The organism is Runella defluvii, assembly GCF_014195535.1.
Taxonomy (GTDB): domain Bacteria; phylum Bacteroidota; class Bacteroidia; order Cytophagales; family Spirosomataceae; genus Runella; species Runella defluvii.
This window is the reverse complement of sequence record NZ_JACIBY010000029.1, coordinates 1-25,244: the sequence shown is the minus strand read 5'-3', so window position 1 is coordinate 25,244 and position 25,244 is coordinate 1. Positions and strand designations below refer to the sequence as shown.

The 25,244-nt window shown below is 45.1% G+C and carries 29 protein-coding genes; 27 read left to right on the top strand and 2 right to left on the bottom strand.

Annotation, left to right across the window (positions count from 1 at the left end; translation table 11 throughout):
• Window position 1: 1 nt before the first annotated feature.
• The 26 genes from FHS57_RS30540 (at window position 2) to FHS57_RS30415 (ending at window position 18,643) form a co-directional block, all read left to right on the top strand.
• Window positions 2–613 (top strand): ParB N-terminal domain-containing protein, encoded by a 612-nt coding sequence (locus tag FHS57_RS30540; protein WP_183980423.1) that lies wholly within the window; start codon window positions 2–4, stop codon window positions 611–613.
• Window positions 604–1,335: a GREB1-related protein gene (locus tag FHS57_RS30535; RefSeq protein WP_183980421.1), complete on the top strand. Its 732-nt coding sequence runs from the start codon at window positions 604–606 to the stop codon at window positions 1,333–1,335. Before FHS57_RS30540 ends, FHS57_RS30535 begins: the two co-directional genes overlap by 10 nt.
• Window positions 1,336–1,598: 263 nt before the next feature.
• Complete coding sequence (locus tag FHS57_RS30530; RefSeq protein WP_183980419.1) at window positions 1,599–1,862, top strand: hypothetical protein; 264 nt, start codon at window positions 1,599–1,601, stop codon at window positions 1,860–1,862.
• Between the two features lie 278 nt (window positions 1,863–2,140).
• Entirely contained in the window at window positions 2,141–2,821 is a 681-nt protein-coding gene (locus FHS57_RS30525; RefSeq protein ID WP_183980417.1) for a hypothetical protein, read from the top strand.
• A gap of 2 nt (window positions 2,822–2,823) precedes the next feature.
• A complete protein-coding gene (locus FHS57_RS30520; protein WP_183980415.1) occupies window positions 2,824–3,630 on the top strand; it encodes an N-6 DNA methylase in 807 nt (268 codons plus the stop codon).
• A 111-nt stretch (window positions 3,631–3,741) separates the two neighbouring features.
• A complete protein-coding gene (locus tag FHS57_RS30515; protein WP_183980413.1) occupies window positions 3,742–3,996 on the top strand; it encodes a hypothetical protein in 255 nt (84 codons plus the stop codon).
• Window positions 3,983–4,255, top strand: a complete 273-nt coding sequence (locus FHS57_RS30510) for a hypothetical protein (protein WP_183980411.1) — start codon at window positions 3,983–3,985, stop codon at window positions 4,253–4,255. Before FHS57_RS30515 ends, FHS57_RS30510 begins: the two co-directional genes overlap by 14 nt.
• Window positions 4,256–4,330: 75 nt before the next feature.
• Window positions 4,331–4,513: a SymE family type I addiction module toxin gene (locus tag FHS57_RS32235; protein WP_374758010.1), complete on the top strand. Its 183-nt coding sequence runs from the start codon at window positions 4,331–4,333 to the stop codon at window positions 4,511–4,513.
• Window positions 4,495–5,076, top strand: a complete 582-nt coding sequence (locus FHS57_RS30500) for an AAA family ATPase (protein WP_183980407.1) — start codon at window positions 4,495–4,497, stop codon at window positions 5,074–5,076. Before FHS57_RS32235 ends, FHS57_RS30500 begins: the two co-directional genes overlap by 19 nt.
• A gap of 64 nt (window positions 5,077–5,140) precedes the next feature.
• Window positions 5,141–5,683, top strand: a complete 543-nt coding sequence (locus FHS57_RS30495; protein WP_183980405.1) for a hypothetical protein — start codon at window positions 5,141–5,143, stop codon at window positions 5,681–5,683.
• Entirely contained in the window at window positions 5,683–7,257 is a 1,575-nt protein-coding gene (locus tag FHS57_RS30490) for a hypothetical protein (protein WP_183980403.1), read from the top strand. Before FHS57_RS30495 ends, FHS57_RS30490 begins: the two co-directional genes overlap by 1 nt.
• A 231-nt stretch (window positions 7,258–7,488) precedes the next feature.
• Window positions 7,489–7,785, top strand: coding sequence for a hypothetical protein (locus FHS57_RS30485; RefSeq protein ID WP_183980402.1), 297 nt, complete (start codon window positions 7,489–7,491; stop codon window positions 7,783–7,785).
• Window positions 7,782–9,125 (top strand): hypothetical protein, encoded by a 1,344-nt coding sequence (locus FHS57_RS30480; RefSeq protein ID WP_183980401.1) that lies wholly within the window; start codon window positions 7,782–7,784, stop codon window positions 9,123–9,125. Before FHS57_RS30485 ends, FHS57_RS30480 begins: the two co-directional genes overlap by 4 nt.
• Window positions 9,125–10,117 carry a DUF6712 family protein gene (locus FHS57_RS30475; protein WP_183980400.1) on the top strand — a complete coding sequence of 331 codons (993 nt, stop codon included), beginning with the start codon at window positions 9,125–9,127 and terminating at the stop codon, window positions 10,115–10,117. Before FHS57_RS30480 ends, FHS57_RS30475 begins: the two co-directional genes overlap by 1 nt.
• On the top strand, window positions 10,117–10,881 hold the full coding sequence (locus FHS57_RS30470) for a hypothetical protein (RefSeq protein WP_183980399.1): 765 nt from the start codon (window positions 10,117–10,119) through the stop codon (window positions 10,879–10,881). The genes FHS57_RS30475 and FHS57_RS30470 overlap by 1 nt, the downstream gene beginning before the upstream one ends.
• Before the next feature lie 305 nt (window positions 10,882–11,186).
• Window positions 11,187–11,411, top strand: a complete 225-nt coding sequence (locus tag FHS57_RS31720) for a hypothetical protein (protein WP_221225776.1) — start codon at window positions 11,187–11,189, stop codon at window positions 11,409–11,411.
• Window positions 11,408–11,683: a hypothetical protein gene (locus FHS57_RS30460; RefSeq protein WP_183980397.1), complete on the top strand. Its 276-nt coding sequence runs from the start codon at window positions 11,408–11,410 to the stop codon at window positions 11,681–11,683. Before FHS57_RS31720 ends, FHS57_RS30460 begins: the two co-directional genes overlap by 4 nt.
• A 73-nt stretch (window positions 11,684–11,756) precedes the next feature.
• Complete coding sequence (locus tag FHS57_RS30455) at window positions 11,757–12,149, top strand: hypothetical protein (protein WP_183980396.1); 393 nt, start codon at window positions 11,757–11,759, stop codon at window positions 12,147–12,149.
• A gap of 16 nt (window positions 12,150–12,165) precedes the next feature.
• Window positions 12,166–12,462, top strand: a complete 297-nt coding sequence (locus FHS57_RS30450) for a hypothetical protein (protein ID WP_183980395.1) — start codon at window positions 12,166–12,168, stop codon at window positions 12,460–12,462.
• Window positions 12,463–12,588: 126 nt separating this feature from the next.
• Window positions 12,589–12,945 (top strand): hypothetical protein, encoded by a 357-nt coding sequence (locus tag FHS57_RS30445; RefSeq protein WP_183980394.1) that lies wholly within the window; start codon window positions 12,589–12,591, stop codon window positions 12,943–12,945.
• The gene (locus FHS57_RS30440; protein ID WP_183980393.1) at window positions 12,942–13,118 is read left to right on the top strand and encodes a hypothetical protein; all 177 of its coding nucleotides are present in this window, start codon (window positions 12,942–12,944) and stop codon (window positions 13,116–13,118) included. Before FHS57_RS30445 ends, FHS57_RS30440 begins: the two co-directional genes overlap by 4 nt.
• 94 nt (window positions 13,119–13,212) lie before the next feature.
• Entirely contained in the window at window positions 13,213–13,923 is a 711-nt protein-coding gene (locus FHS57_RS30435; RefSeq protein WP_221225775.1) for a hypothetical protein, read from the top strand.
• The gene (locus FHS57_RS30430; RefSeq protein WP_183980391.1) at window positions 13,904–14,407 is read left to right on the top strand and encodes a hypothetical protein; all 504 of its coding nucleotides are present in this window, start codon (window positions 13,904–13,906) and stop codon (window positions 14,405–14,407) included. The genes FHS57_RS30435 and FHS57_RS30430 overlap by 20 nt, the downstream gene beginning before the upstream one ends.
• The gene (locus FHS57_RS30425) at window positions 14,407–16,674 is read left to right on the top strand and encodes a DUF5977 domain-containing protein (RefSeq protein WP_183980388.1); all 2,268 of its coding nucleotides are present in this window, start codon (window positions 14,407–14,409) and stop codon (window positions 16,672–16,674) included. The genes FHS57_RS30430 and FHS57_RS30425 overlap by 1 nt, the downstream gene beginning before the upstream one ends.
• Window positions 16,674–18,071, top strand: a complete 1,398-nt coding sequence (locus tag FHS57_RS30420) for a hypothetical protein (protein WP_183980386.1) — start codon at window positions 16,674–16,676, stop codon at window positions 18,069–18,071. Before FHS57_RS30425 ends, FHS57_RS30420 begins: the two co-directional genes overlap by 1 nt.
• Complete coding sequence (locus FHS57_RS30415; RefSeq protein WP_183980384.1) at window positions 18,068–18,643, top strand: hypothetical protein; 576 nt, start codon at window positions 18,068–18,070, stop codon at window positions 18,641–18,643. The genes FHS57_RS30420 and FHS57_RS30415 overlap by 4 nt, the downstream gene beginning before the upstream one ends.
• A gap of 4 nt (window positions 18,644–18,647) precedes the next feature.
• Here FHS57_RS30415 and FHS57_RS30410 read toward each other — a convergent pair whose 3' ends face one another.
• Window positions 18,648–19,130, bottom strand: coding sequence for a hypothetical protein (locus FHS57_RS30410; RefSeq protein WP_183980382.1), 483 nt, complete (start codon window positions 19,128–19,130; stop codon window positions 18,648–18,650).
• A gap of 74 nt (window positions 19,131–19,204) precedes the next feature.
• Between FHS57_RS30410 and FHS57_RS30405 the strand changes: the two genes are divergently transcribed.
• Complete coding sequence (locus tag FHS57_RS30405) at window positions 19,205–23,863, top strand: phage tail tape measure protein (RefSeq protein ID WP_183980380.1); 4,659 nt, start codon at window positions 19,205–19,207, stop codon at window positions 23,861–23,863.
• 77 nt (window positions 23,864–23,940) lie between these two features.
• On the opposite strand, the gene FHS57_RS30400 is transcribed toward FHS57_RS30405, so the two are convergent.
• Window positions 23,941–25,185: a tyrosine-type recombinase/integrase gene (locus FHS57_RS30400; protein ID WP_183980378.1), complete on the bottom strand. Its 1,245-nt coding sequence runs from the start codon at window positions 25,183–25,185 to the stop codon at window positions 23,941–23,943.
• Window positions 25,186–25,244 lie beyond the last annotated feature (59 nt).

Genomic DNA, 25,244 nt, shown 5'->3' with positions numbered 1-25,244 from the left:
CATGAACGAACCCCTCAAATGGCATACCGTGTCGATGACATGGAATGACATGATTCCTTATGAGCATAATGCCCGTAAAATTTCGGCCAAGCAAGTCCACAATTTGGACGGCTCTTTGAACGATTTTGACGTCGTTGAAATTCCTGTCATCCACATTGATAACATTATCATTGGCGGCCATCAGCGCCATGAACGTATGATATCCTTAGGCCGTGGCGATGAGTACACCGACGTACGGAAGCCTAACCGGAAGCTAACCGAGGAAGAATTTAAGCGATTGAACTTTATGCTCAACGCCGTGAAGGGCGACTTCGTAGATGAGATTCTACGAGCTCACTTCACGGGGATTGTTAACTTCGATGATTTTGGAATGCAACTGGAGGCGCTAGATGAACTTCACGCCTCACAAGCTCAGGAAGAAAAACCAGAACTACCGATCGTGGCCAAGATGAGCGAAAAGTATAGCTGCTACGTGATTGTATGTACCAACGAGATTGATGAAAATTTCATTGCCGAAAAACTGGGTATCGCCCGCGCCCAATGCTATAAAAGTTCAAAAGTAGGTACGTCGCACGTGTTGGATGCTAAACAGGTCATTGAGCGATGGAAGTAAAAGTAGTTATTCCTTCACACAAGCGCTGGGACAGGGTTCTGACCACGAGCGCGGTTGATAACGCAATACTTTGCGTAGCCGAAAGCCAAAAGGCCCTGTACGAAAAATGTAACAAGAGTATTGAGATTGTAACGCATCCTGATAATATAATTGGACTTGCCAGGAAACGCGACTGGATCACGAAGCACTTCAAAAACGTGATGATGCTCGACGATGATATTACTCACCTGACGCGCATCTACACCGAAAAAGGAGAGCCTACCATCGTAGAACCAGAGGAAGCCTACGACATCGTCCAAATGACTGCCAACGCTGCCCAACAGGCAGGGGCTTACTTGTTTGGGTTTAGCAGTTCGCCTACGCCCATTTCTTTCAATAGCCTTAATCCCATCCAATTGAGCGGCTACGTGACGGGTTGTGCGCATGGAGTGTTAGACGGCTCGAAGCTGTGGTATAATCCCGACATCATTTGCAACGAAGATTATTGGATAAGCCTTTTGAATGCCTACTATCATCGACTCATATGGAAGGATACGCGTTTTTATTGGGCGCAAAAAGATACCTTCGTGAACAGGGGTGGTTTAGCAGAATTTCGTAACTTAGATGCTGAAGAGAAGGACTTTCATCTTTTGAAGCGTGTGTTTGGCGATGTAGTAGAACTCCGTCGCAACCCCAAAAACGCCAAACATCCATTCCAGAAAACCTTAAAATTGCCTTTTTAGTATGATACCCATACAGTTTGACGAGGTTAATGTCGTATTTGGGAAACCAGATACGATGACCGACGAAGAATGCGGCTCACTTCCCGCTTTGGTAGATACTTTACCCAATGGTCAAGACGTTATTGTCTCCTGTTGGCAATTGTCTGAGGATGAAATAGCGATGTTAACGAAAACAGGAAGAATTTACTTAACGGTTTACTCCAAGATTATGTTTCCAGTACTTTTGTCAACTGAAATAACTGTTTAACCAATAAATTCCAACCATGGCAAAGTTTGTTTATTTACCACAGCTGAAAAAAGCTATCAATCTTGATTGTATTAGAGAGGTCTCTTTTTATGAAGCTGATGACAAAAAATGTAATATCGTTTTCTATGATGCTGTTTCTTCTGGCAACATAAGCATTACCGTTGATTCGATTGAAGTAGGCGAAAATATTCTAAAGAAAATTACAAGGCTAACAGACGGGTTTAATGTCGAGTCTGAAGCACCTGCACCACCAGAGCCTTTGGATGTGGTTTTTTTATAAAGTTTGATACTTTTTTGGTAGCCAAAATTTCTTGCCGAAGAGATAATGATAGCAATCGAGGCCAGTGTTTGGAGTCCACAAATAGAAAATAAGGCTTGCTATCGTGCCTTATTTCACAGCCGCTAAACACGTCGTTTAGGGGCTTTTTTTATGCCTTCTAAATAAGATTTTAACCTCAAAAAAATAGGAAAAACGCTTTTTTAATCCGTTTTGCTGGGAGAAATTTAATTGTAAATCAAGCAATTAAGTATTTACCAACCAATCAAATTTCAAGCAAAATGGAACAGTTAATCTCACCTCAAAGTACCCCTTCAAAGCGCAACTTAGAGCGTTTTATCGCCGCCACTGGCAAAACAGAAGCCGATTACCAAGCCTGGGCGACCGAAGTAGGCAAACGGATGCACATCAACAATTTGGATAAATTGGTTTGTGCCAAATTGGAGATTTACACCGTGGCTCATTTAAACTACATTTTGACAGAATTACCCGTAGCTATCCTCGAAAACGAAGTCGATGAGTACCTACTTGAGCATTCCTACAATCCACTGGAGCTTGCTCGTTTGTGGGCTTCTACGATGTCGGATGCTCAGGCATGGAGCTGCAAGGAAAGCACCATTGCCAATTCCTTAGCCTGTTTCCCAAAAAGTGATTTTGAAAAGTGGGGCGACAAAAACCACCTCGTTGATGTCAGTCGTTCTTGGTTCAAATCCGACGGCCTTCACTTAGATACGCAAGCCGCCGAAATGAGCGAGAATAGCGGCTACGAAATAGAGGTGCAAGATTTGATTGATTTTGTAATGAAACATCGCCCCCGTACTTATCGAAACCCTGCCGAACTAAAGCTAAAGCGGATTGAAGCCCGCTGGAAGGAAATAGTAGGTTTCTCTATCAAAGACTACTACGTAGAGCACCTGATGAAAATGTGTGGGTTTGAAAAAAATGAGGTAGTACCTTTTTAACCATGCCTAAAACAGTGGATGTTCCTGTTGAGCTCAGAGAGTTCAACAGGATATTCGAAACGATTGCTTATCGTTTTGGATGGAGCGAAGTTTTCACGGATTTCCTTGACTACTCAGTAGCCTGTTTTCTTGACACTGGAGACGTGATTGTTGCTGAGCGTCTTCAGAAAAAATACCAAAACCATTATAACAATTTTAGGGAGCTTTTCAAGGCATGGATTATGGCTCAGGGTACAATGGTGAAACACGAAAAGGATTGGTACGATGGGCTTGGAGCCTTTTACGAGGTTATTTCTTCGAGTGGAAAAGCAAGCGCCCTTGGACAGTTTTTTACTCCAGCTCCGTTGGTCGATATGATGGTTGAGCTTAATCAGTGTGAGATAGGTGCTGGCAAACGAATGCTTGAGCCTGCTTGTGGAAGTGGTCGTATGGCCATTGCTTTCCATGCTCACTATCCTGGCAATTATATCTATGCTTCCGATATCGATTGGATATGTGCCAAGATGACGGCCCTCAATATGGTGATTCACGGTTGCGAAGGTCAGGTAGTATGTATGGACGCATTACACCCCGACGATTGGCGTTTTGGCTATGTCGTCAACCCGTGGATTCGAAGTGTTGGGGGTGTACCACACCTGGTACGCATCGAAAAAGAACAATGCAAACAATGGAGACATTGGCAACACGAAAAGGCCATCATTCAGGCAAGAAAACAAGCAGAAACGGAAAGAAAAAAGGAGGAACAGAAGACCCCAATAGTACGAGAGGAACCGAGAGTTGGCAAGCATGGCCAACTCTCTTTTTTTTAGAAAAAACCCTAAAAAAAACAGGGAAAACGCTTTTTTAATCCGTTTTGCTGGGAGAAATTTAATTGTAAATCAAGCAATTAAGTGTTTATCAACCAATCAAATTTCAAGCAAATGAGTACTTTTCAACAAAAGACAAAATCACTTAGAAACCTAAGTATTGAGTACGGTCAACGTGCAAGTCAGGCACGTAGAGACGGAAACGAAGAGGCGTACCAGCGGTTATCACGGCTTGCCGCGCAATGCTCTCTCGAAATTCAAATCCTTGACTACAAAGAGCATTTTGGAGAACAAATGGCCATTGATTTCCTCAATCGACTAGCAGTTAATATTCAAGCCTCTAATTCCTATCACAATGAAAAATTTTAGAATTAGCTACGTAGATGGTGGTGTCAGTGGCGAAATTACCATCAAGGCAATCAATCGCGGTTCAGCTCGTGCCGCATTTCGGCAAAAATTCGGGAGCGCGAAGGTTGAGAAAATGGAAGAAATAATCACCGAAGCTCAGAAGGTAATTCAAAAAGCAGTGACGGAAAATGTGTTGACTTTCGGGATACAAAAATCGTTGCAGCTGGGCTATAATGATTTACCTCTTTTTAAAGACACTAATCAAACAGAACTCTTTTAAAAACAGAAACCCCGCGTGGCGAGCGGGGTTCTGCGATTTACTGGTGTTAACCAATAAATTCCAAGCGGAACAAAGATGAAAAGAAAAATTCGAGTAAGCAAGTTGGCCAGGGTCAACACAATGAAAAAAGTGAAATGGATTCCCTCGATACGATTGGCGGGGAATTGGTTGTCGGCCGCTGGCATTCAACCAGGTTGCGTAGTAGAAATTGAGGTCCTTAACCAAAAATTGATTGTCACATGTCGAAATACGAAATAATCACCAAAAACAATTATTCGGGCGAAGAAGTAATATCAAGCCTTCAAAAGTGCATTCGTCGCGGTGAAGAGCAAGATGCCTTGTTTTGGGCCGTAGAGTTATACGAAAGCGGATACGCCGAATGGTGCTGGAAACGCCTTCGCATCATTAGCAGTGAGGACGTTGGGTTGGCCGAACCAAACATCAGTACTGAAATTTGGTCGCTGTATCAGATGTTCAAAGAATCAGCCAAAAATAAAGAAGACAAGGCAGAGCCACAGCGCTTGTTCCTTACTCATGCAGTCATTAGGCTTTGCCGATCACGAAAAAGCAGGCTCATTGATTGGGCGTTGATTTGGGCATGGCTCAGGCACCCATTCCTAAAAACCAACATTCCTGACGTAGCCCTCGATAAACATACGACCCGCGGACGGATGATGAAACGCGGCTGGAAACATTTCTTTGACGAGGGCAGCTTCTTGGCTAACCACTCGCCCCAACACTTTGAAGAGCATTACCGCGAATGGGCAAAAGATGCGATTTCAAATCCTTCGGGGATTAGTTTGTTTGGCGATTCTGAATAGCCTTCGTCCTACACTCTCGAATAGGTGTGCTGTATGATTGCGGTACACCTATTTTTTTTCGTCGATGCAACTTGAAAAATCAGAGCATAAGCTCGATGCCTATCTAGATCACCTTAACCCAAACCTCAAACGCGCTTTGACCAAAAAGCAAAGCGAGATGATGGATAAATACTGGAAAATTTTCGGGTGGCGCTGTAAACTGTTTTCGCCCGAACAAACCAGAAAGATGATTATGCAGGAATGGGACGTTTCCTATTCCTGGGCCTGCGAGATGTACAACGACATGGAGTACATTTTCGGAAACACGGAGGAAGTGAATAAGAATACGACGCGTCGAATTCTATTGGAGCATTACTACACGGCTCTTTCGTTAGCAGTCCAGGGAAAAAATAAAGACCCTCTCAAGGCTGGGGAGTTGATTGCCAAAATTACCGACCGCATCGCGGCCTTATGTGGTATTGGTGACAATACCGAACAAATCCCGCCTGAGCTGCTTATGCCACGTCGTTCAGTTACCTACGTGGTAGGTACCATGAATGTCAACATGAGCAACGAGCAACTTGAGCCTACTACTATACCCATTATCCCTGTAAATCCTGAAAAATAATGAGCGCTACTCAACAACTGAGCGTGCGCCTAAATAAAAAGCAGGCCACGTTTCTTGAAGCTGTATGCAACAATCAGGCTGATTTTGTGCAGCTCGACCGTAAAAACCCTACCTATGGTCAAGCCTATCAGACTGGACTACGTGCCACTTTTCAGGGTTCACGCGGGTCTGGGAAAACAAACGTATTGCTCAGGCTCGTTGCCAACTCAGCTTTTGAACTCCCAGGTGCATTGGCTGGACTTGCTGCACGTACGTACAAGCAGGTGCAGGATATTGTACTGAGCCAAGCGAAAACCGTTTGGGAGGAAGAAGGCTTAATCGAATACAACACGCGTTGGAAGGGGTTTGGGCATTATGCAGTGAATTGCCGTCCACCGGCTCACTGGCCCAAACCTCATAATACCCCAAGAACGTATGAAAATACAATCACGTTTTGCAATGGGTACACGATAATAATGGTATCGGGAGACAGGCCAGAGACGCAACGCGGTCTTAACTTAGACCAATTGTTTCTCGACGAATCGGCCACCATTTCGCGTGAATTCATGAAGATTCTACGCCCTACCATTCGTGCCAACAAGTACAAATATTCTGATACTCGCCCTGGGCGTACTGGCTATAATCACCCGCTACATTGGTTGGTATGTGATTTTACGTCCGCTCCGTGGCTCCCTGAAGGGAAGTGGATATATGAGACCCGTGATAAGTCCAAAGAAAATCCAGACCGTTTTTTTTGGATTGAATCTACTGCATACGATAACCTTGAATTTCTCCCGGGCAACTTTATTGAGTCACAGAAAGAAGACCTTACCCCTATTCAATTTGATGTCGAAATCCTCAATATCCCCTACAATAAAATTGAGGGTGGATTTTACAGCTCGTTCAGTGCGGTTACCCATACTTACGATAAAGTATATAGATACGTATGGAATGCTACAGCGAATAGGGCGGAAGATGTACGCCTAGACTATGACCATGAAAAGCCCCTTGATATTTCCTTCGATTTCAACAGTAGGTTCACCAGTATGATAGTAGCTCAGGACTTTGGTGATGAATACAGGGTAATTGATTGCTTCTACGTCAAGACATCTACCACTACGTTAATTGATACCCTAATGACAATGTTCCATTCTAAATATGGAACTCACTCAAAGAAGAAAGTCAATGTCTATGGCGACTCAAGCGGCAAAGTTGTTCCGCCCGACAAATCCAATTCAATATATCAACAGATTCGAGACACCTTCAAAGGTTGGATTTACACTGAAAAGGTTCGAAGCTATAACGTCAAATACAAGTTTCGTTACAAAGTCATCAACACCTTATTGATGGAGAAGAACGATTCTTTGCCTCGTATTCGAATCTCTCAGGATAATTGTAAACCTCTCATCATTTCAATCGAATCGGCTCCCATCGATGCGAAGTACGAAAAGGATAAGACTGCTGAGCGCCGCAAAAATTTCCCTCAAGAATTTGCCACACACTTGAGCGACGCCTTTGACTATTTGCTTTATGAGAAATTTTCGCGAAAGATTTTGATTACTTCTTCTCGTACAAGAGGAATAGTGCAGCGCTAACCGCCGTCACCCCCTGGCACATATTCACGTTTTTCAACTGGCGGCCGCCAGCGGGGTTAAGGGCGGGCCTAGCATACAAGGTCAAGCGTATGATTTCGGGGTGATTTTCGGGGTAAGTGTTTGATATTGAAACGGTTGTTATAAAAACAGAGCGGAATCACCGTAAAAAGAGACTTAAATAAACTTACGTCCTACCTTTTCGGCCATTTTCAGGATTAGTTAGCACCAAAAATGGAAAGAATAGGAATAACAAGCGTGTTGACCAAAATCAAAAAAGGGGGTGCAAACCACACTTTTGATTTGACTTACCGGAAAGAAGACGGTAGGCTAGGTAGAAAGGAAAATGTTCGTAACAGAGTCGGATTAGAAACTGATACCGCTCGACCAAAGCGTGACCTTTCAAGTATTGCAGTTGAAAGTTCACAAGCTGGGAAGCTGCACTTAGTTGATGAGCATGGCCAAAAGTTTGACCTATTCATTTGCCTGCTAATAAAATACAATGGAACTGAAATTGACCACGAAAAATGAATAAAACAGGAAGAATCGTTTCAAGTAGTTATGAAGCTGCAATCAATATTCCTGGCATGGATTATCGCTATGATGATAATACAGGCAAAGGCAGTGATGTCAAAATGACGATAGGTGGTGAAGATGTGATTGTATATCCTTGGGGAAAAAACAATAAGTTACCCAACGATATGATTTCGCTCTTACGAACCAATGGCGACCTTAGCAACCTGCTTGATACTCGTAACGACTTTCTCTTTGGGGCTGGTGTTGGACTTTATAAACGGGTTAATGACAAAAAAGATGTCGTTTTTGAGCCTTACTTCAACGCTGATTGTGCTGAATACCTTTTAGAAAAGGACATAACGGCCTATGTTGATGGAGCTGGTACGCACATAGTTGAGTGTGGCACGGCCTTTATTAACGTTTCCAAACAAAAATCAGGCAAGAAACTGATCCCAATGGACCCGCTCACTGTCCGAACTGTAAGGCTCAACGACGGTGAAGTGGAGAAATCAAAGTATGTGGTTAGTTCCAATTGGGGTACTGGATTTCGGAAAAACGGTGTAATCGTGCCTGCTTATGATTATGACTCAACCAGTACTGCCAACGAATCTATTGTACAGCTGATGCGTGTACAATCAGGGCAGTTTTACTACGGTTATCCTCGTTGGTGGGCATCGGCGGAGTGGATTCGGCTCGCTAATCGAATCCCTAAATTTCACAATCAAGCCTTAGACACTGAGTACAACGTTACTCACATTTGTCGAATCGCTGACCAATATTTCGAGACGATGTTCCAGATTGAGAACATCGAAACGGAAGAAGAAAAAGAGAAGTACCGTAGTACATTTTACGCGATGATTGACGACATCGTGTACAACAAGGAAGGTAAACGCCGCGTGTTGTACGATGAATGCCCCGTCGGCGAAGATGGCAAACTACATGGCTGGATTGAGTTGATACCCGTCCCTCGTACTGTCAAAGGGAACGAATACACGGAGCTGTATCAAGCCTGTGTTCTTGCATTTGCCAACGTAAGCGGTGTACTCTCCCAACTGACAGGAATTTCGGACGGCAAGGTAGTTGGGGGTAGTGGCTCTGAACTCCGTGTAACTGCCGAATACCAGCAGTTCTACCGTACCCCCCGTGAACGTGAGCTTATTTTGAAACCGCTCAACCGTATTATTCTTCCCGAAATCCGAAAAACATTCAATCTGCCAAAAGATGTTGTTTTTGGCTTCAATAACATCCTTCTTGAAGCGCTTAACACTGCCAAAACGGGTAGTACTCAGGTAGGCACTGGCGGCCAAAACGCCACAAAACAAATCCAAAAAACGTCTCAAAAGTCATCGAAATAATGGCAAAGCTTATCTCAACTAACCAACAGCTACGGGCATTTCTTGGAGGCGCTTACAGTGCAAGTGATGACTTCGACAGAATCAAGCCCTACATAGAGCTTGCTGAGCAAACCTACATCGCAAAAGCAATATCGTCCGAATTGCTCCTGCACTTGGAGACGCTTGCTGACTCATCAAGCATTTCTGAGAAGGAGCAAAACCTACTCCAACTCACTCGTCGAGCATTGGCTTTTTACGGGTATTGGATGTACTTACCGTTTGCCACTGGCGTCGATGGTGACAACGGATTACAGGAAACAACTACCGAACGTACCCAACCGATTCGTTTGGCAGTGCTTGAAAAAAGAATTGCTACAACGGCCGATTACGCATCGCAAGCGCTGGAATCTGTACTGTTAACGTTGTTCAATCGGCCTGACGATTTTCCTGTTTGGAAAAGCTCGGACACGTACGAAAATGCCAATAGGCTGTTTTTAAGGAACGGTACTGAGTTGAAAACTGCTTGCTCGTACACACGTGGACATCATCGTTTGTACCTTTCGATGAACGGATTTTTAGAAGAACGGCAGCGCAAAACGATTGTACCAATGTTAGGCGAAGATTTTGCGGAAGCTCTCTTAGAAGCCCAAAGCGAAGGCAATTTGACGCCTCTTAATAAAAAGCTTTTGCTTTACGTTCAACGAGCGTTGGGTTATGCCGCCTATGAAGATGCACTTATGCAACTCACTGTCGTTCAGCTGCCCAACGGTGGCTTACGTGTGCTTTCTGAGTTCGATGGCATCAACAACCAACGGTCTCTTACTGACCAAGACAAAGTGTTTTGTGAGTATAAAAACACGATTTCAACGCAGGCTCAATCGTACCTACGTGAACTCAGAGGCTTCTTAGATGCCAATGCTGATGACTTCCCGTTATACACTCCCCCCACAACTCCCCGACCCAAAGGGCCAATTGATAATTCACAGTACAACACCGTAATCCGTATGCGATAATGAAACCGCTCGAAAAAACACCCGTCCCCCCACCATTCAAAGTCACTCACACAAATGACGACGTACCCACTCCCGAGGAGCTGGAAGCAAAAGCAAAAGAAATGCTCGCACAGGCTGAAAATGCACGCGCTGAAGCAGAGAAAACAAAAGCTGCCAAACTGGAAAAAGAACGCGAACTTGACCTTGAGACACTTGGCAACTTAAAGCGCGAGGTCAAGAAACTTGAGTTCGTAGAAAAGGGTACAGTTGACCCTACAAAACGGGAAGAATTGTACACCAAAATCGCTAGTTATCAGGCGAATATTATAGAGATTGAGGAAAAGTACGGGCTAAATATCCCTGCAGCAATCCCCTATTCATCACCTGATATTACAAACGATACTGGTTCGGTAATGCCATCGGCGGTACTTATTACTACCATCAAAATTGCGGCTTTAATTGCTGCTTGTTGGGGAATCGTGCTCTATTCGGGTGATTGGATTATTGCCAAATACCCCAATGCTGCCATCTATAATGAGGTTAGTTTTCAGAAAATCTTGTTTGGATTCAGCGTGTTTATCGGTGGTTTGGTAAGCGTAATCATCGCTTTTAATGTGTTTTTCCCTGGGTTTGGAAAGTACTTCAATCCCTTTAATCATAGTTCACTTGATTTCTACGACGATTTTCACACTCTCACACCATGGCAACGCAACTTAATCGCTATTGCATTGTTTTTCTGCTTGCTCTGCTCGTTCGTTCTGATTGCAGGGGGCAAACTCGATTAACACCCGAAGATTCCCTTCGAGAAAAAATCTTTCAAATTGCTTTGGGGGAAGTTGGTCTTCGTGAACCACGTGGCCGAAACGACCATCCGCGAATCTTGGATTACCATCGTTCGGTAAATTCCTATCTCGCCAAGATGGTACCAGTTCCGCCATACTGTGCAAGTTTCGTGAACTACTGCTACACCAAAGCTGGAGTAAAAGTTACGAAGGTAGTTGCTCCCGCTAGAGCAAGGGACTGGTTTAAGGAAAGTAGTCGTATTGTTTTAACGCAACAAACACTAAGAGGCAACCAAAGAATGGTCAAAATGCCGAAAAAGGGCGATGTGATTGGGTATATATTCTACGGGAAAAACATATCTCACATCGAAATTCTCGAAAAGATTGACATTGCTGAAGGCTATCTCTACGCAATAGGTGCCAACACTTCTGGTGATAATGCCTACAATACTGTCAATCGTGAAGGTGACGGAGTCTATTACGTACGGCGACGAATCAAAATGTTTTACCAAATCGCGAACGTCCTAAAATGAGAATTTTACTGTACCTCACTTGCTTGGTTGGCGCATTTTCATTGCTGGTTTTTCGGTATGTAAAGCCCCAAAAAACATCGACACCGTCGCCCATCAGCGCCGCTCCCACGGTTTCTGTGCCAAAACCTGCTCAGATTCCAGCCCCAAGCAGCCGTAATTCTGATAGCTCGTCTTTCCCGATTATCCCTGTTTCGCGTCGAGTTCCGTGGCCATCAAAGGCGACGAACTACCGTAATAACTCAAAAAAAAAACGTCGGAAGTCGAGGCCGTAGAAGCCCGTTGGGCCGCTCGATACGATTCCTTGCGTAGAGCCTTTGCACGATATGTAATCAAACATCCTTAATTATGAAACTGATTGAGAACATCGGATTAGTCCCCACTTTGCTGATTGCCTTCGCAATTACTGTTTTTGCGTTTTTTGGAATTGATATTTGTGCAGGAAAAAGGCAAAACGATATTGTTGTTGTATATGAGAAACAGTTTATCCCTGCCTATTCTGAAACCTATGTTGAAATTGAGCACCATCTTGTAAACGATCAAAATGTATCAATTCCAGTAGTCAAAACAAGGCATCACCCAGATGAATATATTTTCTACGTGGATGACTACCAACATAGATACACATTGCACACCAACGCCCAAACGTTTTTTGCTGTAAACCCTCGACAAGAGGTTCGAACACGATTTGTGAAGGGAAGATGGACAAAGTTGAAGTATTTTGAAAAAGTCATTTATTAATTCCACACCACACCATATGTTAGACCAAAACAAAATCGGCCTAGTTGAGCGCATCACAGCTCCTACGCCCAAAATCTTCACAATCATTCGCAATATCGGCGTAATTCTTGCCGCCGTCAGCGCTGCCGTTCTTGCCGTCGAACAACAGGGCATTCAGCTCCCTGAAATTGTCAGCCTTTTGAGCGAAAAAGCAGCGTGGATTTCTGGCCTTATCGCGGCCATTGTCGCACAATTGACAGTCGATTTCAAGGCGCTTAATTCAAAAAACGCACTCACAAGCGTAGGAAACATCCCTCAAAAAAAAACTTCATAGCAGGGCTACTTTCCAATCAATGGTTCTATGTATATGGTGCTGCCCTCATAATGATAGGGGGTGCCATATACAAGCAATCAACCCTTTTCACATTTAGGCAGGAAAAACTTATCCTATCCAAAAAACATGAGCTTGATTCCCTTAAAAAACAGCACGAACAGCAACGCACCTCGGTGGATAGTATTGGTATTGATAGTCTTGGCCGTGTGCTTGAGCAAGAACTTACTACGCGCCCAAACACCTACGAAAAACCGCGCGGCGTACAGTCACGTAACCATTAGCGAACTCGCAGCGCGTAACGCTTTGAGGTACAAACTTGACGCTGAGTATTGGTACCAAGTTGCCGCCAAAAAGGACACCATTATTGCAGCCCAAGACACTATAATTAAAGCCCAAAAGAAAAAAGTATTCTGGAAAAGCGCTGAAAATTGGGGTTGGAGAGCGCTTGCCCTTGCCACCCTCCTAAAACTTGCCATCAAATGAAATACTTATTGTGGCCTTTTAAACTCGCCGCCCTTATCGTCTTAACTGCCTTTGTCATCGAATTTGCGGTGGTTCTTGCAGTGGTGGGCGTTATTTTTTGGCTTATCAATCGTTTAATCCTGTACGTCGATGCTCGAATTAAAGCTAAACAAGAAAACGTTTCATTGCCCTGAGTCCTGGGCTGAGTGTACCCCTGAGCAAACAAAAATATTCCTGACGGCTCGACGAATCCCTGTCGAACACCGCAATCGGATAGTCTATGAAAGTATGCTCAAGGCATATTTGTCGATGACCGAAAAAGCCTGGCTAAAACTCATACTCAGTTTTGAGCAATGGCGGTTACTAAAAGATATGCTGCATTGGGTTTTTGAGGAAATCCCTTCCCAAAAACCGTTCGATTACTTCGACTATCAGGGCATACGGTATTACTTACCCGACGAAAGCTTCAGCAATTCGACCGCTATCGAGGTAAGTATAGGCAACATGAAGTATTTGGATTTTGCAAAGCCCGAAAACCCCAACACCGCCGCACTCAACGAGCTGATTGCCACGTTTTGCCGACCAGAAAGAGCCGACCTTGAGACCTTCAAAATGTCGTCAGAATGGAACGGCGACCTTCGAGAACCTTACAACCAAACTCGTACGGAGCAAACAGCAAAGAAGCTGGAAGGGCTTGATACTCCCACTAAAGTAGCTTTTCTAACCTACTTTGAAGTGATGAATACCGCCTTTTTGGAAGAATTCGAGGAGCTATTTGGCGATTCCAAAGAAACCCCTCGGTACCAAGACGGCACGGGTTGGCTCATGCTCCTAAAGACGGCAGCAAAAAGCCCGTTGTGGGGTGGCTTTGAAAAAGTGTGTAACCAACCTGCCCGCATAGTGTGGGCTTTTATGCTAGATGACGTCCTCGATGCACGTCAGGAAATGGCCGAATACGAAAAGCAAAAAGAAGAAATGTATGCAAGTAGAAATCACTGACCTGCTCACGCTCGAAGAGTACGTCAGCAGTCTTAAAGAGCGTGTTCCAGGTATTAACAGCTATAAATATCTTGGCTCAGGCGACGAGTTTGATTCCGCCATTCAAGCCTTTTTCAACAATAAATACCAGGGCGGCATCGTCCTGTTTTTGGGCATTTTTGATTCCCTTACCCGCGATTCGGGTGGGAAACAGTCTTTTGCCCCTGTTTTCTGTCAGATATGCGTCCTAAAGAAAGCCGACCCCAAAGTTGAGCGTGATACCCTTATTGCCAAAAATGAAACGTGGAAAACGGCTCTCAATCTCATCGGGACTATCGAAAAAGACATGGAAGAAAGCGCACGAATGGCATCGACCAAACGCCTTCGGGTCGAAGTCGATGGCGATAAGCTGATTCCGCTTGAGCGCGTGGCAAACGTCAACGCATGGGGATGGGCAACCGACATTATTTTCACGATTCCAGTCAATTCAATTAAGTTTTCATAATGGATTACTTAGCCTCATTCCAACTTTTACCGCTCCGTTTGGCAGGAAATCAACTCATCGCCAATGTACCTAGCCCCGATGGAGTTACCAACCGTACTAACCTTCTCTATCGTCTTGACATCTACCGCCCAAAATCTTTTCGCTCTGGGGAGTATGTCATTCATGAAAAGCTACGCGGTCGCGAAGCCCCTCCCGTCGTTGAGAATAGTACTATATTTTCGGACGGTTGTAATTTCGACTTATCAGAATTTATATGGGGACTTCTTGAAGCAAATCCTCCAGTTCCCAACCAAACCGAAATCACGTTACAACCCTTAGCCACTATGCCATTTTTTGTGCGTAGATGGGTGGAGCCTTACCAGGTTTCGACACAAACCGATGAGCCTATTGAATACCTCATACGTGCCAAATTACATGAAGACCATTTTGCAAGTTGGAAAGAAAGTTTTTTCACCAATTACCTTCAAGAAAATAGAGCATTTCTGACGTGGCAACCCCGTTCAGAAAAAATCATTGATAGAAATCAGCCTGAGTTCTTGAGTTTCCTTACGCATCATAATCCACTACCATCGGCCTTAAAAGTTCGCGTTCAGGTTACCTTCACCGACGAAACAACTTCGGAAACGTTGACCCCTATCGAACTGAAAAAAGTCGAAAATTATACGTTATACACTATTCCAGTTGGTTTTCAGGCATTAGGATTGGCCAATTTAGAGCAAGAAAAAAATGTACTTTATTATAAAGTATGGCTCTCAAACCACCTTTTTCAGCAGCTCACAGAGGAACGTGTGTACTATGTCTCAAACGACTACGAACATCACGTGCGTTACGTTGTATTCCTCAATTCGTTGGGGGGATGGGATACCTTACGAATGACAGGGCTTAGCAACGAGCAGCTTCAAACGTCTGTATCAATCATGCAGCGTCAGCTTGAGCCCAACTATTCTGTTTCTTCTGACGAAATTTTTACGGTCAACATCACTGGTGAAAGACGTCTCACCTTATATACTGGCAACCTAAGTCGCCCATGGCTCAAATACCTCGAAGAGTTAGTTTGGTCCGAGAAAATATTCGTCGTGACAGCTGATGGATTCGTCCCCATTATCATCAATCAAAACTCCTTCGATGGCCCCAATGAAGACGATGATTTCTCAGGGCGCGTTTTTCAATTTCGTCAGGCTAAAGTAGCCAAAGCCTACAGCGAACTACCTGCATCACCAACCTCCAACACCAATCGCCCCACTCAATGGGTTGGTGTGGGAGCTTATTGCATGGTCAACGAAAAGGGGCTTCGTACTGGCTTTCAATCGTTCTCCTTACTTGAGCTACGTTACTCGGATGGCGCTCAAGAGCGTGTACCAGGTATAAAACGTCAGGCTAATATCCCAACCAATAATGGATACATTGCCCCCTTAATATCACTCGCTTGTCAATCGTCACCCTACCTAAACACACGTATTGAGCGTTTCGGCACGTTCCAAAAGAACAACTGCGGCGACGGATACATTGGTAGTTATGTCACAATCGTGGTAGAAGCTGGTACGCACGGAAGCGAAAATTCACAAGCTGAAGCGCAAGCACGTGCAGAGTCTACTTGGAACCTGCTCAATACCCAGGAAGCGGCCAATGCCAACGGAGTATGTAGCCTTGGCTATCGAAACACTGCCATAAGCCGTCAATCTACTTACACTAGAAACACGTGTACCAATGGACTCGCTGGATCCAAATGGACAATTGTAATTCCAGAAGGTCAGTTTATCAGCGCTATATCACAAGCTGATGCTGATGCTCAGGCCAATGCTCAGGCCAATGCCCTCGATACCCAAGCCAATGCCGATTTGTACGGTGCTTGTGGCTGGTATAATCAAAGCTTAAGTAGAAAATCGTTAGCGACTCGTCAGAACTGCTCTTCTGGATTATCTGGTAGCAATTGGACTATTCAACTTGGCGCAAATCAGTTCTTTAGCACGATTTCGCAAGCCGACGCCAATGCGCAAGCTGAGGTACACATGACTCAACTGGATACTCAAGCCAATGCCAATCTATACGGTGCGTGTGGCTGGTATAATCAAGAGTTTCAAATCAACTCTCAAAAACGAAAGAATAATTGCGCCCCTGGGCAAATTGGAGGAGGCTGGATGATTGTAATACCAGCGGGCAGATTTTTCAGCACTATTTCCCAGCAAGATGCATACAATCAGGCGAACGCTGAGGCCAATGCACTTGACACACAAGAAAATGCTAACCTAAACGCTGGTTGTTTCTAATGCAAAAAAAGTTTGATGTTCGCATCGGTGGCATATCCGCCGATGTAGCCCCTGATACCGCGTTCGAGTTGGAGTTGCTTAACTCCATGCTCGACATTGATACCCCCCAAAGCTCACGAGCTTTGGGGATTACCCTGCCATTTACCCCTACCAATCACGATTTGATGGGGCATATATACCACCCTCAGTCGGCAACCACACAGCGGAACTACGCCACTGAACTATACCTTGACACCAACTTGGTAGATTGGGGGTATTCCTATCTGAAAGATGCGAAAGCTAACTATCCCTTAGATTTTACCTCCAACATTAAAGAGTTTTTTGGCTCCTATCAGGCACGACTTCTTTCAGACATTGATTTAGGTTCCTTCACGCTACCGTCGAGTCTAAACGACACGCTTCTAAATTCGTGGCAGGTAGCCAATGGCTGCGTTTTCCCTACCATCCGCAACGATGTCTATTATGAAAAGAACGTACCAAGTACGTTTGATGGCCTTGTGAACAAGTACAGTGCAGGGTATATAGCTACTTCACCCAAAACACCCCTATTTTTCGTAAAGTATGTATTGCAGAAAGTTGGAGATTTGGCGGGGGTTACCTATGCGGGTGAGTTTTGGGACGATACAGCCACGGCCAAACTCATCCTGTACAACACGCGTGAAGCGGTCGGGACGGTCGAGCGCAGATTATTCATGCCCAACATGACCATTGCTCAGCTGATTGTAGGGCTTAGAAAAACGTTCAATCTTTACCTTCGATTCGACGTCTATCGGAAGGTTTTGCGGATGGACTACGCCAAATCGGTTCACAATGGTACTTGTTCTATTGATTGGTCTAGCTCAGCGCCAAAATTCAAAGGAGGTTCGCCGATCAACATTCCTGGACTGGAACTTTCATGGACGCTCGACACTAACGACCAGCTCCACAAAGACGCGTTTTTTTTACCTTATGCTACCATCGATGCAGTTGGTCAGCGTCAATCCATCAGTAGTCCATTTCGTACGCTTTTGATGGAAAGTGGACTGCCCAAAACCTCACAGTTTGGGGCTGCTGTTACTCAGCTCGACAAAAAGTGCATTCCTGGGCTGCTATCGTGGCAAGGTCTAGTTTCAGGGGTTCCATTGGCAACCAACCAATTTGGTACCACAACCTTACAATGGAGCGATATACGTACTTCATTTTGGTTGGAGGAAGAACGTTTTCGGATGGGTAGTTTTCGCGTAGAAGACAGAATCGCCCTCACTAGTGCTCAAATCTCGCAAATCTCAGCAATTTTGAGAGGCGAAGATTCCGCATGGCCTATTGTTCACATCAACGGTGTGAATTATCTTATAGAACGCCTAGTCATTCCGTCAGGCTCAGCCAATACCCCACTAATGTCAGCTTGGAGAATATGAGCATCACACAACTAACCCAAAAAGAATTCGAGGACATTGTCACCGAGGAAGTGGAAACCATCACCAACGATGCCACAAAACGTTTTCAGGAAGCCCTAGAACGAAACGGCCTCATACTTACCGCTGACCTCAAAAATAGCTTCGTAAAGTTTGTGGTGTCTAACTCCGTAGCGATGATTGCCCAAGCGCGTATTGAGTTCAATGGTTACGGGCGTTTCAAGGATATGCGTCGTTACACTTTTCGCGGTCATATTCCTCCAGTATTTGAAATGGAGTATTTTATCATGAAGGAAGGAGTTGATAAATTTCAATGGATTCTTGACTATCGTCATACAAAAAACCGCCCTTCAGCTTTTACATCCGACAATAGAACCGTGAATCGTATTGCGTGGGCTATCGCGATGAATAAACGACGTTTTCCCGACGTTAAGCGAGGGTATAGAGGTAGTTGGTACAATGAAAACAAGATGAAATACATCAACGAAGTAAAAAAACGCCTCAGATGGCGTATTAGTAGTGCCGTTCATTCAGCATTTAGAGGTGCTTTTGATGAAATTGGGAAGGGGGCATAGTAAATTAAATAAACTCAGAAGGCAAGCTCTCTACTATTTCAGCAGCCGCTTGATAGGGCGGCTTCTCCGTATTAATAATGATAGAATTCGGAAAGACCAAAGGCCAATCAAATAGTATGTTGCGTCTAAAATACATAGGTGGTGCTTTGTACCCCATCTTTTCCCGTTCGTCATACCTCAATTGGACGGTCAACATACCAGCATCAAGTAGAACATGCACAACTTCACATTCTAAGCTTTCTATCAATATTTTCAGGTTGTTCGATGTACCCGAGCTTTCCAAAATTATGTATTCTTCACAGCTTGCAGCTACATATAATTCATACCAAGCTTTCATTTCTCCATTGGGTGTTCCATCACTGTACATGTGACGAAACCAGTCAATCGACAAACTCGAATAGGTTGGCAAATAATCCTTCAGCTCTTCAATCACCGTACTTTTCCCAACGGCCTGAGGCCCCATGATGTTAATGATGTAGCGTTTCATGCCCTCAATTTACGTCCTATTAGTCGCTTGAGCAATGTTCCACCTTCGCGTAGTACCAAAATCCACACCCGAAAATGGAACTACGCGACAAGTCAATTTTGGATTTGTACATAAACGGTGAACCTGCCGTTGACAGCTTAAAAAAGCTGGATACCGAAATTGACAGCCTGAAAAAGCAGCAAAAGGACCTGCAAAAGCAGCTCAACCTACCCGACCTCGACCCAGAGGTACGAACCAAACTTATACAAGAGTATAAGGAGGTAACCGACAAAATCAAGGATACGACCCACGCCAAGGAAATGCTCAGGCGGGAAATGGACATGGAAGAATTGTCCATCAAAGAGCTTCGACAACTCCTGAAAGACTACAGAAAGGAATGGGAATCCGCGACCGATCCCGCCATTCGTGAGGCGATGAAAGACAAAATTGACGCAGTCAACGACCGATTGGGTGAGTTGGGCGTCAATGTCCGAAAGCAAGAAAGTTTGTGGGATAATTTCAAGGGCTGGATAATGGCGGCATTCACCGCCGATGGCATTATGGCCATGCTCCAAGCTTTGTACGAATTTGGCGTTGGGGCTGTGAAAATGGCCGCTGAGTTCACCGATTCATTCGCGGACATTCGGAAGGCCACGGGCATGACCACCGACGAAGTGCAGGCGCTAAACGACCAAATCGCCCAAATAGACACCCGAACCGCGCAGGAAAGCCTACTAGAAATCGCCCAAGTCGGAGGGCAAATAGGCATTGCAAAAGACGAAATGCTCGGTTTCGTGGAGTCGGTCGATAAAGCCGTCGTTGCGCTAGGTGATGAATTTCAAGGGGGAGCGGAAGAGGTCGCCGCCAAAATGGGTACGCTCAAGACGTTATTCAAAGAGACGGCCGACCTCGATGCTGGTACCGCCATCAATCAGATTGGTTCTGCTATCAACGAATTAGGCGCGGCTGGTTCGGCAACGGGTCCCGTCATCGCCGATTTTTCCATGCGAATGGGGCAATTGGGCAATCTTTCGCCCCAAATTTCCCAAACAATGGGCTTGGGTGCGGCTTTTCAGGAGCTTGGACTTACTGCCGAAATTGCTGCAGGTGGCCTTTCTAACATCTTGCTCGGAGCTGCCAAAGCCACCGACCTGTTTGCTCAGCACCTCGGAATGACCGAAGATGCCTTCAAAAAGCTGATTAATACCAACCCCAACGAGGTCATCCTAAAGCTCGCCGAAAGCTTCAAGGGCCTTCCTACCGACGTGGTGGTGAAGCAGCTTGACAACTTGGGTATTAAAAGTCAGGAAGCGACAAAAGTCATGTCGTTGCTCTCCGACCAAACGGGCGTAGTTCGCGAAAAACAAGAACTTGCCTCGAAGGCCATGCAGGAAGCTACCAGCCTTACCAACGAGTTCAACGTCAAAAACACCAACGCGGCCGCTGAACTAGCCAAGGCAGAAAAGGCCGTCGATGCCCTTAAACTTCAACTCGGTAGCGCTCTCCTTCCCGTAGTCGTCAACGCGATCACGTCGCTGGTTGGCTTTGTGAACATCATTCGCGCCATACCCGCCTTTGTGTCCGAAAACAAGGAAATGTTTATCGCCCTGGGTGCGGCGGTGCTGAGCTTCAACAGCCACCTTATCGCAGCAACAGCCGCTTCCATCGCCCATCAAGCCGCCGAAAAAGCACGAATGATATGGACGGAATCGGCGACCGTAGCACAATGGGCCATGAACACCGCCCTTACTGCCAACCCAATCGGTGCCGTAGTGGCGGCAATCACGTTGCTGGTTGGTGGCTTGGTCACCCTTTGGAAAAATTCCGAAACGGTTCGCGGAATTGTCATGGGGCTTTGGGAGGCCATGAAAATGGGTGCCACAATCGCGGCCGAAGTCGCATCCGCGATATGGAAGGGAATGCAAGACCTTATCGACAAATTCCCCCTTCTTACAAATACCATACAGCTCGTTTGGACTGGAGCAAAAGCAGCCTTCGATGCCCTTATCTCGATCCTGGGCAGTGCGGGCGAAAAGGTAGGTTGGTTGACCGACAAAGCCTCGGGTATCGGCTCTTCGATAGCGTCTGCCTTACAGCCTGGCATCGACTACATTTCGTCGGGTTTCAGCTTCGTAAAAAATGCGGTGGGCGATTTCATCACCCTAGTGCAGACTGTCGGCAACAAAGTCGCCACGGCCCTCAAAGCCATCACGCCAGATTCATTTCTCGAAGCCGCCAACATTTTCGCAGGTGCTGGAAAACGCATTTCGCAGGCGTTCAATTCGGCTTTTGGGGATGAGCAAGCCAAAGGCCACAAAGACCAAAACGACGCTGACGACGCCAACAACGCTAAAAAGGTCACTGAGAAAAAGAAAGTAGCTGTACAAATCGGCCTCGATGACCAAACCGCGAACAAAGACACCAACCAGAAAAATCAGGCGGCTAATGATGAGCACCGTTCCGCTGAGTTCAAAAAGGAACAGGACGCGATAAAAAAGAGGAAAGAAGAACGCGAAAAAGCCGAAAAAGAAGCCCTCAAATTGATTGAGGACATGCAGATTAAGGCAATCGCGGATGAGCAAGAACGCGAAATCGCCAAACTTGAACTGTCCCTAAAACGCGAACTCGCCCGTGTCGAAGAATCGAAAGCCAGTACCACCACCAAAACGATATGGGAAAAGGCACTCAACGAACAATTTGAACGCGATGTCGCCAAAGTTCAGGAGGATTTTCGGAAAAAGCACCTTGCCGAAAATGAAGACTTAACCAAAAAAATCAACAAGCTCAAAACCGATCAGATAACGGATGAGCTTGAGAAAAAGAAAGCCCAACTCCTTACCGAGCTTAACACCGAACTCGAAAAAAACAAAACCCTGAAGGGCGATGCTGAGCTTAAAGCACAGTACGAAGAACAGCTTAGAACGAATTTCAAAAATGCCGTCGAAAAGCTTGAAAAAGACTATCGTGACAAGCACCTAAGCGAAGAAAAAAAGCGCCTTGAGGAAATCAAAAACCTCGAAGACCGTCAGCGCGACCAGCTATCTGAAGCGGAACTTCAAACGATGCGTACCACCCTGCAAACCAAATTGCAGAGCGAAACCCTAAACGTCAACCAGCGCAAAGACCTCAAGCTACAACTTATTAAACTTGAGCATGATGCCGAAATGGAGAAGATTGAGCGCATCGCCCAAAAGGAAAAAGCTGAAGCGCAGGCGACCTCCGATAAGCTGATGGCGCTGGCCAAAGACGACGCCGACAAAAAGAACCAAATAGCCTCCAATCTTGACCAACAAATCAGGGCCATCGACGCCAAAATGGACGCCGACAAACGCGCCAACGATGCCAAATACCAAGCTGACACCAAAAAGGCGGAATTAGATTCTTTAGCAGAACGGAAGGCTAACCATGGTAAATTCATGGATGCCCTCAAAGGCTTATTAAATGGTGACTTTCAGGCATTCACTGGATTTTTGAATGATAAATTCAAGAATGAAAAAGCCATGAACGATGCCAGATTACAAAACTGGACATCGAAAGGGCAGCAAATCCTTGAAGTGGTGGACATGGGCATACAGCTCATGCAAAAGCTGGAGAAAGCCCGTCTTGATAAGGAATTAGCAAACATAGCGAAGGAAAAAAACACCCAACTAGCAAGTTGGAAGGAGAAATATGATAAGGGCTTAATTTCAAAAGACGAATACGAAAAAAACGTCGATAGAATCAACAAGGAATCGTCTGAAAAAGAAAAGGCTGAAAAGCTAAAATCGTGGAAACGTGAGCAAAATATGCAAATCGCAATGGCGGTTATCCACGCGGCAATGGCGGCTCTGAAATCCTTAGCCACAATGGGTTTTCCACTTGGATTGATTGGCGTAGCAGCTTCGGCAGCGGCCGCGGCGGTACAAATCGCGCTCATTAAGCGCCAACAACCTCCAAGTTTTGAAAAGGGTGTTGTATTAAAAAATGGTGGTGTTCCTGATGGCCCTCGACACGGCTCTACTTACGGCACTGGAGGAATCGGCCTCGTTCGTCGCGACACAGGTGAAGAAATTGGCGAAATGGAAGGCGGTGAGCCGATCATGATTTTGTCTCGAAACACCTATGCGAATAACCGTCGGGTTGTGGACAAACTCCTACACAGCAGCCTACACCGAAACGGCGCACCTATTTACGCCGAAAAAGGAGCTATGTTTTTTGAAGGGGGGTACATGGAGGATGATTCTCGCCCGAAAGAAACTGTTAGCGAAAACGAGGGCTTCAACCCTGGCTACACGGGAAGTAGTGGTAGCTCCAGTGGCGGTAGTTACAACGATTCCACGTCTGAGAGCTTCGACGGTGGTGGGGGTAGCTACGACAGTGGTGGTGGTGATTCGGGCAGTTACGATACATCAAGCGCCCAGGAGACCACAAACCTCACAAACGAGGAAATCGCGAAGTCGCAGGCATTAATGGAGAATATCCAGAAAAACACTGCCGACACGGCGTCGAACATCAAGGAGGGTTTACAGACAAACACCGACAGCGTGACGTACATGCTCGGCAGGATGTCCGACAACATGGTCAGCTCCTTCGCTCAGCTTAACGAAACGCTCAGAAGTATTCTTTCCACTTCAGATGCAAGTCTGTCGGTCGAGCGTTCAATCGAAAACTGGACGCGCATCACGTCAGAAAAGAACCTTAGCGTAAGCGTTACGACCATCAATGACATTCAGAACAATATCAATGTGATGATTGACAAAAGTCAATTTAAGTAATATATTTGAATGCGCATATGTTTCGGAGTGAAACATAGTAGCCCTACACTGAGATCTGCGGTGCTAGGGCTATTTTTTTAAATTGGCGGAAACTTTTCGATTTGGCCTTCGTAATAGAAAACGCCCAAATCCCTCAAGTATTCAACAGTCTGCTTAATGTCCGTATGGCCGCATTGCTCCTGCACGAGCTTCAAATCTTTGGTAGCACGGTAAAGCGCGGTTACCCCTGTGTGCTTCCAGCCGTATAGGTCATACCCCTCTTTGTATAACCCCATCTGCTTAATATACCTCTTATGTCGTTCATACCAGTAGGCTTCTCCTACCAATGTATTCCCTGGCTTACCATAGGAAAATACATAAAAATGAGGTGGGTAATTTCTAATGCCTCGTTCCTCAATCATTGCTTCTAATGGCGGGGGAATTTGGATATGTCTAACCCTGCTTGATTTGGCATTTAGCTCACTGACTCGAATCGTTTTAGCGCCGATGTCCTCTATACGCATCATTCTCGCTTCTTGATGCGGACGGCTAAAAGTATAATAGATAAAACACACAAAAAACCACATAGCGTCATCCTTCGCCTCCTCACATAGTTGCCTAAACTCGCTTATTTGAGCTGGGCTGAACACCCTATGTTTGCCTTGTTTTACTCTAAGTTTCTGAATACGCTTGAAAGGATTGTTGGTTATTACCTCACGGTTAATGAACTCGTTAAACAGAGCCGAACAAAATCCTTTCATTTTGTTGTGTGACTTATTGCTCAGCTTCTTTTCCATAACAAGCCAATCGGAAAAGCCATGTGCATATTCATTTGTGAAGTTTTTGAGCTGAATTGCTTCTAAATTATATTCCTTCAAAAACTCTATAAAAGTATTCGCATTACTTCTATATGTCTCGTGTGAGCGAGGTTTAAGGGTAATTTCTTTCCTTTTGAGGAAATGTTCAATGGCAGATATTATTGAAATGTTTGCTTTTATTTCAAGCGGCTTTACGGTCGATTCTGCTGCTTTTTTAGGATTAATAACCGCTCCACTTTCTAAAAGCTCATTGATTCCTGAAATAAACTTATCAGCTTTTTGCTCTCTCTCTTGGAGGGTTTTGCCACTAATTACCAATCTTTTCCTGACAAGCTTTTTTTTGATTTCATCAAAAATGTAGAAGCAGACAAACCATTTTTTGTCGAGCGACTTGTCAAGTGGCCTTTGTAGATACGCTTTTTTAAATGGGTGCGCCATCTTGGAAATGTGGATATGATTGGCCGCAACATAGGGCTTCAACCACGTTGCCACCCCCTTTGCCACCACCTTAGTTTTTTTAAACATACAGCCTGTAAGTTTATGACTTACAGGCTGTTACGTTGGTGACGAAGGCGAGATTCGAA

Coding starts and splice junctions, on each gene's coding strand:
- FHS57_RS30450 (WP_183980395.1), top strand. CDS start 12,166: ATGTTAGACCAAAACAAAATCGGCCTAGTTGAGCGCATCACAGCTCCT.
- FHS57_RS30455 (WP_183980396.1), top strand. CDS start 11,757: ATGAAACTGATTGAGAACATCGGATTAGTCCCCACTTTGCTGATTGCC.
- FHS57_RS30525 (WP_183980417.1), top strand. CDS start 2,141: ATGGAACAGTTAATCTCACCTCAAAGTACCCCTTCAAAGCGCAACTTA.
- FHS57_RS30480 (WP_183980401.1), top strand. CDS start 7,782: ATGAATAAAACAGGAAGAATCGTTTCAAGTAGTTATGAAGCTGCAATC.
- FHS57_RS30485 (WP_183980402.1), top strand. CDS start 7,489: ATGGAAAGAATAGGAATAACAAGCGTGTTGACCAAAATCAAAAAAGGG.
- FHS57_RS30425 (WP_183980388.1), top strand. CDS start 14,407: ATGGATTACTTAGCCTCATTCCAACTTTTACCGCTCCGTTTGGCAGGA.
- FHS57_RS30495 (WP_183980405.1), top strand. CDS start 5,141: ATGCAACTTGAAAAATCAGAGCATAAGCTCGATGCCTATCTAGATCAC.
- FHS57_RS30405 (WP_183980380.1), top strand. CDS start 19,205: ATGGAACTACGCGACAAGTCAATTTTGGATTTGTACATAAACGGTGAA.
- FHS57_RS30415 (WP_183980384.1), top strand. CDS start 18,068: ATGAGCATCACACAACTAACCCAAAAAGAATTCGAGGACATTGTCACC.
- FHS57_RS30520 (WP_183980415.1), top strand. CDS start 2,824: ATGCCTAAAACAGTGGATGTTCCTGTTGAGCTCAGAGAGTTCAACAGG.
- FHS57_RS30515 (WP_183980413.1), top strand. CDS start 3,742: ATGAGTACTTTTCAACAAAAGACAAAATCACTTAGAAACCTAAGTATT.
- FHS57_RS31720 (WP_221225776.1), top strand. CDS start 11,187: ATGCCGAAAAAGGGCGATGTGATTGGGTATATATTCTACGGGAAAAAC.
- FHS57_RS30430 (WP_183980391.1), top strand. CDS start 13,904: ATGCAAGTAGAAATCACTGACCTGCTCACGCTCGAAGAGTACGTCAGC.
- FHS57_RS30530 (WP_183980419.1), top strand. CDS start 1,599: ATGGCAAAGTTTGTTTATTTACCACAGCTGAAAAAAGCTATCAATCTT.
- FHS57_RS30470 (WP_183980399.1), top strand. CDS start 10,117: ATGAAACCGCTCGAAAAAACACCCGTCCCCCCACCATTCAAAGTCACT.
- FHS57_RS30540 (WP_183980423.1), top strand. CDS start 2: ATGAACGAACCCCTCAAATGGCATACCGTGTCGATGACATGGAATGAC.
- FHS57_RS30410 (WP_183980382.1), bottom strand. CDS start 19,130: ATGAAACGCTACATCATTAACATCATGGGGCCTCAGGCCGTTGGGAAA.
- FHS57_RS32235 (WP_374758010.1), top strand. CDS start 4,331: ATGAAAAGAAAAATTCGAGTAAGCAAGTTGGCCAGGGTCAACACAATG.
- FHS57_RS30535 (WP_183980421.1), top strand. CDS start 604: ATGGAAGTAAAAGTAGTTATTCCTTCACACAAGCGCTGGGACAGGGTT.
- FHS57_RS30475 (WP_183980400.1), top strand. CDS start 9,125: ATGGCAAAGCTTATCTCAACTAACCAACAGCTACGGGCATTTCTTGGA.
- FHS57_RS30440 (WP_183980393.1), top strand. CDS start 12,942: ATGAAATACTTATTGTGGCCTTTTAAACTCGCCGCCCTTATCGTCTTA.
- FHS57_RS30460 (WP_183980397.1), top strand. CDS start 11,408: ATGAGAATTTTACTGTACCTCACTTGCTTGGTTGGCGCATTTTCATTG.
- FHS57_RS30400 (WP_183980378.1), bottom strand. CDS start 25,185: ATGTTTAAAAAAACTAAGGTGGTGGCAAAGGGGGTGGCAACGTGGTTG.
- FHS57_RS30435 (WP_221225775.1), top strand. CDS start 13,213: ATGCTCAAGGCATATTTGTCGATGACCGAAAAAGCCTGGCTAAAACTC.
- FHS57_RS30420 (WP_183980386.1), top strand. CDS start 16,674: ATGCAAAAAAAGTTTGATGTTCGCATCGGTGGCATATCCGCCGATGTA.
- FHS57_RS30500 (WP_183980407.1), top strand. CDS start 4,495: ATGTCGAAATACGAAATAATCACCAAAAACAATTATTCGGGCGAAGAA.
- FHS57_RS30510 (WP_183980411.1), top strand. CDS start 3,983: ATGAAAAATTTTAGAATTAGCTACGTAGATGGTGGTGTCAGTGGCGAA.
- FHS57_RS30490 (WP_183980403.1), top strand. CDS start 5,683: ATGAGCGCTACTCAACAACTGAGCGTGCGCCTAAATAAAAAGCAGGCC.
- FHS57_RS30445 (WP_183980394.1), top strand. CDS start 12,589: ATGAGCTTGATTCCCTTAAAAAACAGCACGAACAGCAACGCACCTCGG.